This window comes from Aliiroseovarius sp. S1339, from assembly GCF_023195695.1.
In the GTDB taxonomy this organism is placed as follows: domain Bacteria; phylum Pseudomonadota; class Alphaproteobacteria; order Rhodobacterales; family Rhodobacteraceae; genus Aliiroseovarius.
Genome location: NZ_JALPQG010000006.1, coordinates 173,532 through 186,603 on the forward strand (window position 1 = coordinate 173,532; position 13,072 = coordinate 186,603).

Here is a 13,072-nt window from a genome sequence, read left to right on the forward strand (position 1 = left end):
ACTAAAAGCATCAGATTAGCAGGAGCCACCATGACTGACCTCAACCCCCTTGCCCGCTTTCCCGTGTCCGGCGACCAGATCGCGCGGGTCATGCAGGTGTTTTATACGCGCATTCGACGCCACCCCGAGCTTGGCCCGGTGTTCAACGCCCATATAGGCGAAACCGACGCCGAGTGGGCCGCCCATATCGACAAGATTGAAAGCTTTTGGCGCAACGCGATCTTGCGTGAGAAAGGGTATGACGGGAACCCGATGCGCGTTCATGTTGGGTCGCCCGACATCCGGCTGGAGCATTTCGCCCCGTGGCTTGAGATGTTCGAGGAGGTATTGCGTCAGGAACTACCCGAAGATCTGGCCAATACGTGGATCGCCTTGGCGCAGCGCATCGGACGGGCCTTCAAGTTCCAGATGGAGGATACGCGCAGGCCTGCCTCTGCCCCGCCCAAACTATTCTGACTTCGTCCCGAACAGCCCTGTCAGGGCACGTTTCACAATTCCGGTGACGCTTGGGCGTTTCTTGGGGCCGAAGGGCAGCGGGCGACAGACCTCAAGCGCGGCCACACCCACGCGGGCGGTCAGCGCGCCATTCACCACGCCTTCGCCAAACCGGCGGCTGAGCTTGGACAGCATCCCACCGCCAGCCAGCGACCCGATCATGTCATCCCCCACCGCGACGGCCCCGGTGGCGACAAGATGCGCCATCACAGCGCGGGTCAGCCGCCAACTGCCCAGCGCACCAGAGCGACCGCCATAGATCTCGGCCACGCGGCGGATCATACGGATATTGGCCGTCAGGGCTGTTGCTACATCGGCCAGTGCGATCGGCACGATGGCGGTGACGGTCGCGACCTGACGGGCGGCGGCTTCGACCTCTTTCAAGGCGGCGGCGTCCAGCGGGGCCATCAACTCGGCCTCAGCCAAAGCAAACAGTGTGTCGGCGTCGAAAGCATCGCCTTCGCGCTCGGTCATGCGTTCCAGCCCCCAGCGCAGATCGTCGCGCCCGTGGTAAAGCTGCTTCAGGCGGTCCACCACGCGCCGCGCCTCGGTCAGGTCGCCATGGGCAATCGCAGCTTCAGACGCGCGGTGCAGGCTGTCGACGCGTCGCAACCGGGCGAAGGCCACCCATTCCTTCAGCGCAATGACCAGCAGAACCAGAATGAACGCCGCGACCAGACCCAGCGCTGCATATCCCAGCAGAGGCTGGCGTTCGATCAGACCCGTCACGAAGTCGTAGGCGGCGACCGACAGCACAAACCCCATGATCGCCATGAGAAGCGACCAGAACCAACGCGCCAGACGCGACCGTTTACGGCCCGCAAAACTGATCGCGCCTTGCATCGCGGCCCCCGTGGCATCGACCGCGGCCAACTCGGGCACCGGCGGGGCGTCGGCGGGCGTGGCCCGTGGCGCATCACCCAATTCGATCAGGACCGGGCCTGTGGACTTCTTTGGGGTGTCAGCCATCACGCGGCCCTCCAGATGAACCGTATGTCCGGCAGGTTTTCGTCATTGCCCGCGCCATCGGTGCGAAACGCCTCGGTGAAGCCCTCGCGCCGATAGAAGCGACAGGCGCCTTCGTTGGCTTGAAACGCAAACAACGCGAGATCGGCGCGGGCGGTTTTAGCCTGATCCAGCAGCGCCTTGCCCATGCCCCGACCACGCGCGGCAGGCGACAGGTAGAGCGCATGAACCTCGCCCCCGTCACGGGCCAGAAACCCCCGCACGCGGCCCCGTTCACGCGCGACCACGGTCCAGCCGCGATCCACCAGCATCCGCGCGAACCCCTTTTCATCCGCGCGGCTGTGGACGCGCGGCATCCACGGCGTCGCGGCCACCCAACCGGTCAGGATATTGGCAATCGCGGGCACGTCCGCCGGGGTTGCTGGCGCGATCATCACAGGCGATCCCCGATCAGAAATTCCGCGGCCTTGTCCAGCCGGATATGCGGCGGCCCCTCGCCGGGTCTGAGCGTGACAGCGGCAGGCGCAAACCGCATGATCTGGTAATCTGCATCCAACCACGCCTCGGCCCCGTCACGCGCAGGCGACAGAAGGCGGGATGGGTCATCGGGCAGCGCGCCGGGATAGAACGCGGCCGTCTTGCCGCTGTCCAGCAACGTCCCGCGCACGCAGTCAAGCGTTTGGCCGTCATGCTCCAACCGTTCCTCGACCGTGGTGCGCAGCGCGGCGATGGACATGGCGGCGGTCTTGGCGCCCGCAAAATCTGCGCGATCACGGGCTTCGCGCAAAAGCGCCTCGGTGATCGCGGTCAGGCGGGGGTGCTGGCTGTGATGCAGGTGGTCGGCCTTGGTGGCGGCAAAGAGGATGCGTTCGACCCGCCGCCCCAAGAAGATCGAGCTGAGAAACGCATTCGCGCCGGGGCGAAAGGCGGTCAGGATCTCGGCCATCGCGCGGCGCAGGTCTTCCAGCGCAGCGGGGCCGGAATGGATCGCGCCCAGCACATCCACCAGCACGATCTGACGGTCGATCTTGGCGAAATGATTGCGGAAGAACGGTTTTACCACGCGGGATTTATAGGCCTCGAACCGGCGCTCCATCTCGCGCCACAAGCTTTTGCGCGGGGTGGTGTCGGGATGCGGGATCGGGGCGAAGGTCAGGGCCGGGCTTCCCTCCATATCGCCGGGCAGCAGGAAACGCCCCGGCGTGCAGTCGCTATATCCATCCTCGCGCGCGGCGGTCAGATAGCCGGCAAATCCGCCGGCAAGGCGCTTGGCTTCCATTTCGTCGAGCGGCTCGGCCCCATCGATGCCCTGAAGCATGCCCAGATAGCTGTCCGCCTGGGGGCGGTCCGCGATCCGGTCCAACACCTGCGCGGCCCAATCGGTATAGCTGAGGTCCAACAGTGACAAATCCAACAGCCATTCACCGGGGTAATCCACGATATCCAGATGCACGGTGCGCGGCCCACGCAGCCCACCCAACAGACCCGAGGGCTGAACCCGAAATGACAGCCGCAACTCCGACGTCGCGCGGGTTGAGGCAGGCCAATGCGGGGTCGGCCCGGTCATCGTCGCCAGATGTGTTTCGAAATCGAAACGCGGCACCGTATCGTCTGGCTGAGGTTGCAGAAACGCAGTTTGAATGCGCCCGTCCGCCGCTGCCATCAGGCCAGACATTCGCCCCCTGTTCATCAGATTTGCCACCAGCGACGTAATGAAAACGGTCTTGCCCGCGCGTGACAGCCCGGTCACGCCCAAGCGGATCACCGGTTCGAACAGCGCCTCGCTGGTCGCGTCGCCGATCGCTTCGATCTGACGCGTGATACTGTCTGCGATATCGCCTAGCCCCACGGGTGCCTCCGTCTTTCAATTAGGCTGAACATAGGCGCGCGGACACCCATGTGCCAGAGGGGAGCTTTCAATGCGCTCTCCCCTTAGAGTCGCGCCTTGCCCGCACCGTCATCGCGCGGTATGCGGAATGCCATGCCCAGATACACTTTGAAAGTCGAATATCACGGCGCGTCCTTTGCCGGTTGGCAGCGCCAGAAAGAACATCCTTCGGTTCAGGGGGTGATCGAGGCTGCGTTGACGAAACTTGAACCCCGCGCGCATAAAATTGTTGCGGCCGGGCGCACTGACGCTGGCGTGCATGCGTTGGCGCAGGTCGCGCATTGCGATCTGGCGAAGGAATGGGACGCTTATCGCCTGTCCGAAGCGCTGAATTTCCATATGAAGGGCGCGCGCGTCGCAATTGTTGATTGCGCAAGGGTGGACGATGATTTCCATGCGCGCTTCTCGGCACTCGAACGTCGGTATCTTTTTCGGCTGATTAACCGACGCGCGCCATTGACGAATGATCGTGGTCTGGCGTGGCACATTAAACGCAATCTGGACCTAGACGCCATGCAGGCCGGTGCCGATCGCCTGTTGGGACGACACGACTTCACCACGTTCCGATCGACGATTTGTCAGGCAGAAAGCCCAATAAAAACGCTTGATGAACTGCGGATTGAGAAGCATGCCATCGCCAATGGCACAGAATATCGCTTCCACGTTCGCGCGCGTTCCTTCTTGCACAATCAGGTGCGCAGCTTCGTGGGCACGTTAGAGCGGGTTGGGGCGGGCACATGGACGCCGGATGATGTCACTCGTGCACTCGAGGCGCGTGATCGCGCCGCATGTGGTCCGGTTTGCTCTCCTGATGGGCTTTATCTTGCTGGCGTCACCTATCCCACAGACCCGTTTGCCTGACCGTTCACGCCGAATGCGCAAAAAGGGCTTCTGGCAACATGATCAGGCCACCAAATCGGCGGGCGGGTACCGCTTTGACAAGTGTTTGCCGTGTTTCCCCTTATGTGATGGTCGTCGCGGTATTAAACTCCCATAATTGTTAAACTGGGAGGTATTGATATGAGTCTTGTTGGAACACTGGCAAAAATCGCCATCGGCGCCGCTATCGCAAAAGGGGTTTCGAGCATGAGCAAGGGTGGCGCAAGCAGACGTCCTGCGCCTGAACCCGGCACGGGCAGTATTTTTGGAAGCGAACATTCCCCGGAAGGTGGTCTTGGTGACATTCTCGGTGGTCTTGCCGACGGGCGGCCGGAAGCGGGCGAGCGGCCCAGTGGGGATTTGTCCGATATGTTGGGCAGCATCATGAAAGGTTCAGGCAGCAATGGCCGTGACACGGGCGGCGGACTGTCAGACATTTTCGGAGGCGGCGGGCAATCAACAGGCCGTCAGTCGGCCAATCCGGGCGGAGAGCTGGTGGATATGCTGGGCAAAATGCTGGGCGGCGGCAAGGCGGCGGCCGGTGGCGCGCAAGGCGGGCTGGGTGGTCTGCTGGAAAGCCTGACCGGCGGCGGCGCTCCGGGCAATACACCTGCGGCACCCGAGGCCGGTTCGTTGGGCGATATGCTGAATGATGCCTTCCAACGTGGCGGCGCGCCCAAGGCCACGCCGACGCAAGCCCAGGAAGATCAGGCCGCACTGCTGCTGCGCGCCATCATTCAGGCTGCCAAATCCGATGGCCGTATCGACGCGAAGGAAAAGGAAGCACTGATGCAGCATTTGGGCGACATGACGGACGACGAGGCGCGCGCTGTGAATGACGAACTCCGCCGCCCTGTCGACATTCAGGGCTTGGCGCGCGATGTGCCACGCGGCATGGAGGGTCAGGTCTATGCGATGTCGCTGGTCGGGCTGGACCTCGACAGTCAGGCCGAGGCGAAATACCTGCACGCGCTGGGTCAGGCACTTGGCATTGACGCACGCACCGCCAATGCGATCCATCAGAAGATGGGCGAGCCGTCCTTGTATGGCTAAGCGCTGACCTGATAAGCATCACGTAAAAGGGCATCGGGTTTTCGGTGCCCTTTTGGTTTTGCAGGATCGCGCTACGTGCTGAGTGTGGCTGGATCGCCCCGTGCCAGTGCGTGCAGATCCTTGATCGCTGCATGAATATGACGATCACGGGTGCGATGATTGGTCAGCGCGGCACGCAAGCAGGTAATTCCATTCACATGCGTCGTCGAAAACACCGCGCGTTGGTCCAGCTGCAGCTTGATTGCAATCTCGCTGTTCTGGGCCGATTGCTGGGCTGGTGACAGGCCGGGGCTTGCCGTAAACACGCAGATATTCGACACGACCGGGGCCATCAGCGCCATGCCATGCGCCACCACCAGATCGGCCATCATGGACGCCTGCGCGCAGTTGCGGGTGATCGCGGCGGAAAACGCCGCTTCGCCGAACATTTCAAGCGCACACCATACCTTAAGCGCGCGATTGCCCCGCGAAAGATCAATGCCGTAGTCGCAGAACCAGCGGTCCCCGCCCGACAACCCGGTGGCCGAGCCTTCAAGATAGGGCGGACGCACGGCGAACGCGGCGCGGTGGTCGGCCTCGCTGGCAATCAGGGCCAAGCCGCAATCATACCCGACATACATCCACTTGTGGAAATCAAGCGCGATGCTGTCGGCCCGTTCGATTCCATCGGTTAGATTGCGCCAAGGCGTGTCTGCCAGACGGGTCCACGCGCCGAACGCGCCATCAATGTGCAACCAGATGCTCTCGGCTTTCGCCACGTCAGCCAAGGCGTTCAGGTCATCGAAACTGCCCACATCCACCGATCCGGCGGTGCCGACGACGGCCAGCGGCAGAAAGCCATCCTGTCGATCCTTTTCGATTTGCTGCTGCAAAGCCGCCACGTCCATCGCCCCGCGCGAGGTCGGAATAAGGCGCAGCGCATTGTGCCCGAGGCCAAGCAGTTCCACCGCCTTGCGCGTCGCGTTATGAACTTGACCCCCGGCATAAACTGTCAGCTTCGCGCCACTGCCCCCGGGCCGCAAATCGGGACATGCGCGCACCTTGGCGGCATGAAGCGAGATCACGGTCGCCTGAGACGTTCCGGTCACAAGCACACCGCTCGCATCTGGTCCCATACCCATCTTGCGGCGCGTCCAGTCGATGACCGCCTGTTCCATCGCGTTGGCACCATGATCGCGACCGCCGACATTAGAATTCATCACGGCCCCTGCAATCCCAGCCATAAGGTCCGACGGCAATCCGCTGCCCTGAACCCAGCCCCAGAATTGCGGATGCGTGTTGCCGCTGTGATAGGGCATGACCTGTTTGGTCAATCGGGTCACCAGGTCTCCGCCCTGTCCGATCGCATAGGTTTCGGCTAGATTTTCAGGTGGCGCTTGCCACGGGTGGCTTTCCGCATCGCGCATCCGGTCCACGCTTTGATCCAGCAATTCATGCATTTGGGCGCGAAACACCTCCCAATCAGGCGGGGTCAACGGGTCGCTGGGCACACGCCCGAAGTGTTCCTTGTCATTGGGGTTTGAATGCTCTGCCACGATCTGGTCCTTTAAATTCCCGGTGAAAAGGCGTCTCAAGGCCAACAAGCAGCGCGCGCGCCCTTTTCCCGGTCGGGGTGCTCTGTCATAGTATGGCAAATAGCAAAGCAAAGCAGCATGCAGGGCAAAAAATCTATGAGCAACGACCTTCTGGCCGGTCACGGCCAAGATACCTATGACGCGTCCTCGATCGAGGTGCTTGAGGGCCTTGAACCCGTTCGCCAGCGTCCCGGCATGTATATCGGCGGAACCGACGAACGCGCGCTGCATCATATGGTGGCGGAAATCCTCGACAACTCGATGGATGAAGCCGTCGCGGGTCACGCCAACCGGATCGAGGTTGAGCTGCACGAAGACTACGCTGTCACGGTCCGTGACAACGGGCGCGGCATCCCGATTGATCCGCACCCGAAGTTTCCTGATAAATCCGCGCTTGAGGTGATCTTGTGCACCCTGCACGCGGGCGGCAAGTTTTCGGGCAAGGCGTATCAGACATCAGGCGGTCTGCACGGCGTTGGCTCGTCCGTGGTGAACGCTCTGTCAGACACGATGGTCGTGCAGGTGGCGAAGAACAAAGAACTGTTCGAGCAACGCTTTTCGCGCGGCATCCCTCTTGGCCCGGTTGAGAAAATCGGCGCGGCCCCCAACCGGCGCGGCACCGACATCACCTTCCACGCGGACGAAGAGATTTTCGGCCACCACAGGTTCAAACCCAAACGCCTGTTCACGCTGGTGCGGTCCAAGGCCTATCTGTTTTCAGGAGTTGAAATCCGCTGGAAATCGCACATCGACGACGGCGAAACCCCGACCGAGGCGGTGTTTCACTTCCCCGGTGGTCTGTCCGACTACCTGAAAGAAACACTGGGCAGCGCGTCCGTCTATGCCGATGCGCCCTTCGCGGGCAAAGTGACGTTTCAGGAACGGTTCAACCAACCCGGCTATGTCGAATGGGCGATCAACTGGACGCCGTCGATGGATGGTTACCTGCAATCCTATTGTAACACCGTGCCGACACCAGAAGGCGGCACCCATGTGACCGGGTTCTGGGCCGCAATGCTGAAGGGCATCAAGGCGTATGGAGAGCTGGTGGGCAACAAAAAGGCCGCCAACATCACCCGCGACGACCTGATGACGGGCGGTTGCGCACTGGTGTCGTGCTTCATCGCCGATCCCTCTTTCGTCGGGCAAACCAAGGACCGGCTGTCGACCGAAAGCGCCACCAAGATGGTCGAACAATCCGTGCGCGACCATTTCGACAACTGGCTGGCGGCGGACACGAAATCCGCGGGCGCAATCCTTGATTTCCTTGTCCTGCGCGCCGAAGAACGCCTGCGCCGCCGGCAGGAAAAAGAGACCCAGCGCAAGACCGCCACCAAGAAACTGCGCCTGCCCGGCAAGCTGGTCGATTGTTCCGCGACCAACCGCGAAGGCACCGAACTGTTCATTGTCGAAGGCGACTCGGCCGGTGGGTCCGCCAAAATGGCGCGCAATCGTAAGACGCAGGCGCTTCTGCCCCTGCGCGGGAAAATCCTGAACGTGCTGGGGGCGGCAGGCTCCAAAATCGGCACGAATGCTGAGATTAGCGACCTGACCCAAGCCCTTGGCGTCGGGCTGGGCACGCGGTTCAACGTCGACGACCTGCGCTATGACAAAATCATCATCATGACTGACGCGGATGTCGACGGTGCGCATATCGCGGCGCTGCTGATGACGTTCTTCTTCACCCAAATGCGCCCGATGATAGACGCGGGCCACCTGTATCTGGCCTGCCCACCCCTGTTCCGCCTGACCCAAGGCGCAAAACGCGTCTATTGTCTGGACGAGGCCGAGCGGGACGAGTGGTTGGAAAAAGGTCTGGGCGGCAAAGGCAAGATCGACGTCAGCCGCTTTAAAGGTCTGGGCGAGATGGACGCGAAAGACTTGAAGGAAACCACGATGGACCCGGCGTCACGCAAGCTGATCCGCGTGACGATTGACGAGGATGAACCGGGCGAAACGGCGGCTCTGGTCGAGCAGTTGATGGGGAAGAAGCCGGAATTGCGGTTCCAGTATATCCAAGAGAACGCGCGGTTTGTGGAGGAGTTGGATGTTTGAGTAAATACTTTTTCGGATTAACCGATAGTTCAATCAAAGAAGCATTAAAACTGTCGCAAGAGCTTAAGTCGAAAGGCCGCGAATTACACGAGATCACAGCCACTGCAGGTCCGCCCAAAGATCATTTTATTGTGTATGAAGACGGCCTACATCCACTGAAAGCAACAATCAAAAAGGCCATGGAGCTTAGCGGTATTGACCCTAGTGACGACTCACGACGTGGGTTCACGTCGCACAATGCCAGGGATTGGTTGCCTAAACTCGGCTATTCTTGGGAGCAAATCTCGAACCCAACTCCATCTAAGATTACTGACTTTGAACGTCACCGAAAATTGCAGAAAATCCTCGCGCGGCCCGAGCAGGCTAGGTTCCGATTGGAGGTTGCGAGGCTTTGGGGCTATCGCTGTCCGCTTACCCAGTGCTCCGCAATGGAAGCGATGGAAGCCGCGCACATTATACCCATTGGCGCTGGCGGGAGCGACGACCCATCAAATGGAATTTTGTTGCGCGCCGATATTCACAAACTCTTTGATGCTGGCCTATTGGAATTCGAATTACCCGAACTGACTATCGTTCTTAAGGGGGCTGCTGCAGAATGCTACCGTGAGCTGAGCAATTGTCGCTTAAGTGTTCCAAACACACTGGACCACGCTCGGTTTTCAAAGAACCTTCGCGTCAGGCAAAATTGCCCACCAACCAGTCACCAGTCCACCGACCGATAGATTAATCAAGCTGATTGCCCGGTCTGTTAACCGGGCGAAACTCTACCCCTGCACACTCTCCAAATACTCCGCCAGCCTCACCAACGCGCCCGGCGTCGGGGTCTGCACGCCTTTTTCGTCCACCCAGACCTCCATCTCGCTTTCCAGATGTGCGCCGAATTCGGGCATGGGGCCGCGTGTGCCTTTCGCGTATCCGTCGATGGTGGACATCACATAACTTGCGGGGAAATTGCCGCCGTGGCGGGCGGTCAGTGTGGTCAGGTCGGGTGCCTCGGCCATCACGCCGCCTTTGGCGTCCGCCCCGTGGCACGCGGCGCAGTTTTCCGCAAAAATCTGTTCCCCCGTTTCGTCCGTCACGTCAATTTTTTCGCTATTTGCGTTGAACAACCCCTCCGGCTCGCAGGCAGCAAGGGTCAGGGTCAGGACGGGAAGGATCAGGGCGGTGCGCAGCATGGGACCTCGCAGCTGTGAAAGGAGTTGCGCTAACCTAGCACGCCGCCCGTCAGGTTCAACCAAAACGCGGGGAGCAGGCGGAATTTGACCTCTGCCCCTGCGGGCCTAGTTCAGAACCAAATCCGTGATCTGTCCGCGCGCCACGGTGTTCGTGTCGTCGCTATCAGATGACAGCGCCAAAGCGACCAGCGCGCCGGGATCAGTGCCAAAAGCGCGGCGATAATCGGCGGCCAGATCAACGCGTTCGGCATGTCCGCCCGTGCCGGACGGCCGCAACACCACGGTTTTCCCGCGCGCGCCCAGATAGGGCGACGCCAACACCGCCCCGCGCCCGTGATCGCCGCCCCAGACATAGACCAGCACGCGGCCGTTCGGGTTTTTCAGAAGACGGCGCAGGTTGCGACCACCTTTGACCCGTTCCGCCTCGGCCTTCGGCAGGAAGGCGAAATAGAGCGCAAGATTGCGATCATCCCCTCCCTTCAGGCGCAGGTCAGTGGCGGGCACGGTCTGGTCCACGGACCACTGCCATTGCGCAGCCCGAGCGTCCCAATCGCTTTGGTCCAGCAGCTTATAGGTGATCGACACCGCGCCGTTGGCCTGCACGTCCAACGCTTTGGGGGAATAGGTGAAGTCCACGTCTGCGAACCGCGCAAACCAGTGTTGGCGCCAGTCGCCAAACCCAACCGGCCCTGCAGCAGCGGCTTGAGCGGTCAGGGTCGCGGCGAGGAGGATGGTTTTCATCAGATGGGGCATGGTAAATCTTTCATCAGCGGTGGTCGGGCCATACTGCCAGACCGCATGGGCCGCTCAATGGTGGTTCACGTGAATGTCAGAGGGCGCGAGCGGTCAGGTGATCACACCGCTGTCCAGCCGCAGCGTCCGATCCATCCGCGCGGCCAGTTCAAGGTTGTGAGTGGCGATCAGGGCTGACAGCCCGGTGTCGCGCACTAGCTCCATCAGTGTGTTGAACACCGTGTCTGCGGTGTCTGGGTCAAGGTTGCCCGTCGGCTCGTCCGCCAGCAAAAGCGCGGGGCGGTTGGCAAGCGCGCGGCAGAAGGCGACGCGCTGCTGTTCTCCGCCGGACAATTCAGCCGGGCGGTGAGTGGCGCGGGTATCAACGCCCACACGCGCCATAAGCTCCATCGCGTGGTCGCGGGCCGCCTTGTCGCTGATCCCGTTGGCCAGTTGCGGCAGAACGATGTTTTCCAGCGCGGTGAATTCGGGCAGCAGGTGGTGGAATTGATAGATGAACCCGACCTGATTGCGGCGCGCGGCCGTTCTGCGCCGGTCGGACAATGCGCCCATATCCTGCCCGTTGATCGACACGCTTCCAGTGTCAGCTGTGTCCAACAGCCCAGCGATGTGCAGAAGCGTCGACTTGCCCGACCCCGAGGGGGCGACCAGCGCCACCACCTCACCGCGCGCGATCTGAAGGTCGGCACCGCGCAGCACGCGAATTTCGCCGGGTGTGCCTTCGTTATAGGTCTTTTCGATGCCCGAGAGGTGAAGGACAGGATTACTCATAGCGCAGCGCCTCGACCGGGTTCATCCGCGCGGCCTTGCGCGCCGGGAAAAGTGTAACAAAGAAGGATAAGGTCAGCGACAGACCGACGGCTGAGGCAACGTCCCAGAACTCCAGCTTGGCGGGCAGGCGATAGATGCCACGGATAGATGGATCCCACACCCCGCCGCCTGAGAAATAGTTGATGGCCGAAAAGATGGAGTCGATGTTGATCGCGAACAAACACCCCAAAATGACCCCCGCGATGGTGCCGACAATCCCGGTCAGTGAGCCACACAGGAAGAATATCCGCAGGATCGACCCTTCGGTCAGGCCCATCGTGCGCAGGATGCCAATATCGCGCCCCTTGTTTTTCACCAGCATGATCAGGCCCGATGTTATGTTCATCGACGCGATCAGCACCAAGACTGACAGGATGATGAACATCACGTTGTCTTCCATATCAAGCGCCCGCAGGAACGCACCTGACCGGTCGCGCCACGTCCAATAGGATGACGGCTCCACGGTCGCGGCCAGAATGTCTTCGATCAGGCGGTCAACCTTTTCGGGCTCATCAACGATGACCTCGATCTGGTCGGCCTTGCCTTCGCGGTTAAAGAAGCTCTGCGCTTCCGCGAAGGGCAGATAGACGCGGGTGCGGTCGATGTCCCAACGCCCGGCGGTGAAGATATAGGTCACGTCATAGGCATTCACCCGCGGGCTGGTGCCAAAAGCCGTCTTCACGCCGTTGGGCGAGATGATCTTGATCTTGTCGCCCAGCCCGATGCCCAACTCGGCTGCCACGCCCGAGCCGATGGCGATGCCTTGCTCAAATGCCGAGATATCGCCAAGAAAGCTTTCCGGTTGAGCCACGCGGGGAATGGCGAGAAGATCGTCATACGAGATGCCAAAGACCTCGACGCCTGCGTTGTTCTGACCCGAACTGGCCATCACCTGGCCCTTGATCAGCGGCGCGGCGCGGGTGACACCGGGCACCTGCGCGATGCGTGCAGCCCAGCCTTCGAAATCGGTGATTGACCGTTCAACCTGCCCGGCCTCGTTCACATGGCTTTGGGCAAAAACTTCGACATGGGCATTGGCGCCAAGGATTGTGTCGACAAATTCGTCGCGAAACCCGGTGCGCACGGCCAGCGTGATGATCAGGGCCGCGACCGCCAGCGTGATGCCAATCAGGCTGATCCACGTCATCGTGCTGACACCGCCGTCAGAACGGCGTGCGCGCAGGTACCGCCACGCGATTTGCCACTCAAACCGGGAAAACGGGGCTGTGTGTTTGGACACCTGTGTCTCCTGACATCTTCTGTTTCGCGGCAAACTGGGGGTTCGGGGTGATAAGGTCAAGCAGAGTGCAATAAACCGGCTTCGTTCCGCCTTCACACACAGGTCACCCTAACCTGTGGAGAAACAAATGTTTTCTGTGGACAACTCCTTCACACGGGAAAGTTTATCTTTACAGCGACTCGGT

At 61.0% G+C, this 13,072-nt stretch carries 13 protein-coding genes; 5 read left to right on the forward strand and 8 right to left on the reverse strand.

From position 1 onward, the window contains the following. Positions 1-30 precede the first annotated feature (30 nt). Positions 31-456, forward strand: coding sequence for a group III truncated hemoglobin (locus tag MUY35_RS10795; protein WP_248367851.1), 426 nt, complete (start codon positions 31-33; stop codon positions 454-456). Here MUY35_RS10795 and MUY35_RS10800 read toward each other — a convergent pair. Genes MUY35_RS10800 through MUY35_RS10810 form a run of 3 tightly spaced genes read right to left on the reverse strand, consistent with a single transcriptional unit; the run spans position 448 to position 3,310 of the window. Continuing rightward, positions 448-1,464 carry a TIGR01620 family protein gene (locus tag MUY35_RS10800; protein ID WP_248367853.1) on the reverse strand — a complete coding sequence of 339 codons (1,017 nt, stop codon included), beginning with the start codon at positions 1,462-1,464 and terminating at the stop codon, positions 448-450. The genes MUY35_RS10795 and MUY35_RS10800 overlap by 9 nt on opposite strands. Then, positions 1,464-1,895 (reverse strand): GNAT family N-acetyltransferase, encoded by a 432-nt coding sequence (locus MUY35_RS10805; protein WP_248367855.1) that lies wholly within the window; start codon positions 1,893-1,895, stop codon positions 1,464-1,466. Before MUY35_RS10805 ends, MUY35_RS10800 begins: the two co-directional genes overlap by 1 nt. Continuing rightward, complete coding sequence (locus tag MUY35_RS10810; protein ID WP_248367857.1) at positions 1,895-3,310, reverse strand: YcjX family protein; 1,416 nt, start codon at positions 3,308-3,310, stop codon at positions 1,895-1,897. Before MUY35_RS10810 ends, MUY35_RS10805 begins: the two co-directional genes overlap by 1 nt. 132 nt (positions 3,311-3,442) lie before the next feature. Between MUY35_RS10810 and truA the strand changes: the two genes are divergently transcribed. Together truA and MUY35_RS10820 are read left to right on the forward strand one after the other, a co-directional pair. After that, positions 3,443-4,210, forward strand: coding sequence for a tRNA pseudouridine(38-40) synthase TruA (gene truA / locus MUY35_RS10815; protein WP_248367859.1), 768 nt, complete (start codon positions 3,443-3,445; stop codon positions 4,208-4,210). Positions 4,211-4,369: 159 nt separating this feature from the next. Further along, positions 4,370-5,281: a DUF533 domain-containing protein gene (locus MUY35_RS10820; protein WP_248367862.1), complete on the forward strand. Its 912-nt coding sequence runs from the start codon at positions 4,370-4,372 to the stop codon at positions 5,279-5,281. A gap of 71 nt (positions 5,282-5,352) precedes the next feature. Here MUY35_RS10820 and MUY35_RS10825 read toward each other — a convergent pair whose 3' ends face one another. Next, entirely contained in the window at positions 5,353-6,816 is a 1,464-nt protein-coding gene (locus MUY35_RS10825) for a pyridoxal-dependent decarboxylase (RefSeq protein WP_248367864.1), read from the reverse strand. 135 nt (positions 6,817-6,951) lie between these two features. Between MUY35_RS10825 and parE the strand changes: the two genes are divergently transcribed. Together parE and MUY35_RS10835 are read left to right on the forward strand one after the other, a co-directional pair. Beyond that, positions 6,952-8,910, forward strand: a complete 1,959-nt coding sequence (gene parE, locus MUY35_RS10830; RefSeq protein WP_248367866.1) for a DNA topoisomerase IV subunit B — start codon at positions 6,952-6,954, stop codon at positions 8,908-8,910. Next, positions 8,907-9,632 (forward strand): HNH endonuclease signature motif containing protein, encoded by a 726-nt coding sequence (locus tag MUY35_RS10835; protein ID WP_248367869.1) that lies wholly within the window; start codon positions 8,907-8,909, stop codon positions 9,630-9,632. Before parE ends, MUY35_RS10835 begins: the two co-directional genes overlap by 4 nt. A gap of 42 nt (positions 9,633-9,674) precedes the next feature. Here the strand turns inward: MUY35_RS10835 and MUY35_RS10840 are convergent, their stop codons facing one another. The 4 genes from MUY35_RS10840 to MUY35_RS10855 form a co-directional block, all read right to left on the reverse strand. Continuing rightward, positions 9,675-10,085, reverse strand: coding sequence for a cytochrome c (locus MUY35_RS10840; protein ID WP_248367872.1), 411 nt, complete (start codon positions 10,083-10,085; stop codon positions 9,675-9,677). A gap of 105 nt (positions 10,086-10,190) precedes the next feature. Next, the gene (locus MUY35_RS10845) at positions 10,191-10,838 is read right to left on the reverse strand and encodes a DUF3047 domain-containing protein (protein ID WP_248367874.1); all 648 of its coding nucleotides are present in this window, start codon (positions 10,836-10,838) and stop codon (positions 10,191-10,193) included. Positions 10,839-10,931: 93 nt separating this feature from the next. Next, on the reverse strand, positions 10,932-11,609 hold the full coding sequence (locus MUY35_RS10850) for an ABC transporter ATP-binding protein (protein WP_248367877.1): 678 nt from the start codon (positions 11,607-11,609) through the stop codon (positions 10,932-10,934). Further along, a complete protein-coding gene (locus tag MUY35_RS10855; protein WP_248367879.1) occupies positions 11,602-12,888 on the reverse strand; it encodes a lipoprotein-releasing ABC transporter permease subunit in 1,287 nt (428 codons plus the stop codon). Before MUY35_RS10855 ends, MUY35_RS10850 begins: the two co-directional genes overlap by 8 nt. Positions 12,889-13,072: the final 184 nt, after the last annotated feature.

What these genes read in the sequence shown, in the direction of transcription:
- MUY35_RS10805 (WP_248367855.1), bottom strand. Translation starts at nt 1,895, where the DNA reads ATGATCGCGCCAGCAACCCCGGCGGACGTGCCCGCGATTGCCAATATC.
- parE (WP_248367866.1), top strand. Translation starts at nt 6,952, where the DNA reads ATGAGCAACGACCTTCTGGCCGGTCACGGCCAAGATACCTATGACGCG.
- MUY35_RS10800 (WP_248367853.1), bottom strand. Translation starts at nt 1,464, where the DNA reads ATGGCTGACACCCCAAAGAAGTCCACAGGCCCGGTCCTGATCGAATTG.
- MUY35_RS10850 (WP_248367877.1), bottom strand. Translation starts at nt 11,609, where the DNA reads ATGAGTAATCCTGTCCTTCACCTCTCGGGCATCGAAAAGACCTATAAC.
- MUY35_RS10820 (WP_248367862.1), top strand. Translation starts at nt 4,370, where the DNA reads ATGAGTCTTGTTGGAACACTGGCAAAAATCGCCATCGGCGCCGCTATC.
- truA (WP_248367859.1), top strand. Translation starts at nt 3,443, where the DNA reads ATGCCCAGATACACTTTGAAAGTCGAATATCACGGCGCGTCCTTTGCC.
- MUY35_RS10795 (WP_248367851.1), top strand. Translation starts at nt 31, where the DNA reads ATGACTGACCTCAACCCCCTTGCCCGCTTTCCCGTGTCCGGCGACCAG.
- MUY35_RS10840 (WP_248367872.1), bottom strand. Translation starts at nt 10,085, where the DNA reads ATGCTGCGCACCGCCCTGATCCTTCCCGTCCTGACCCTGACCCTTGCT.
- MUY35_RS10845 (WP_248367874.1), bottom strand. Translation starts at nt 10,838, where the DNA reads ATGCCCCATCTGATGAAAACCATCCTCCTCGCCGCGACCCTGACCGCT.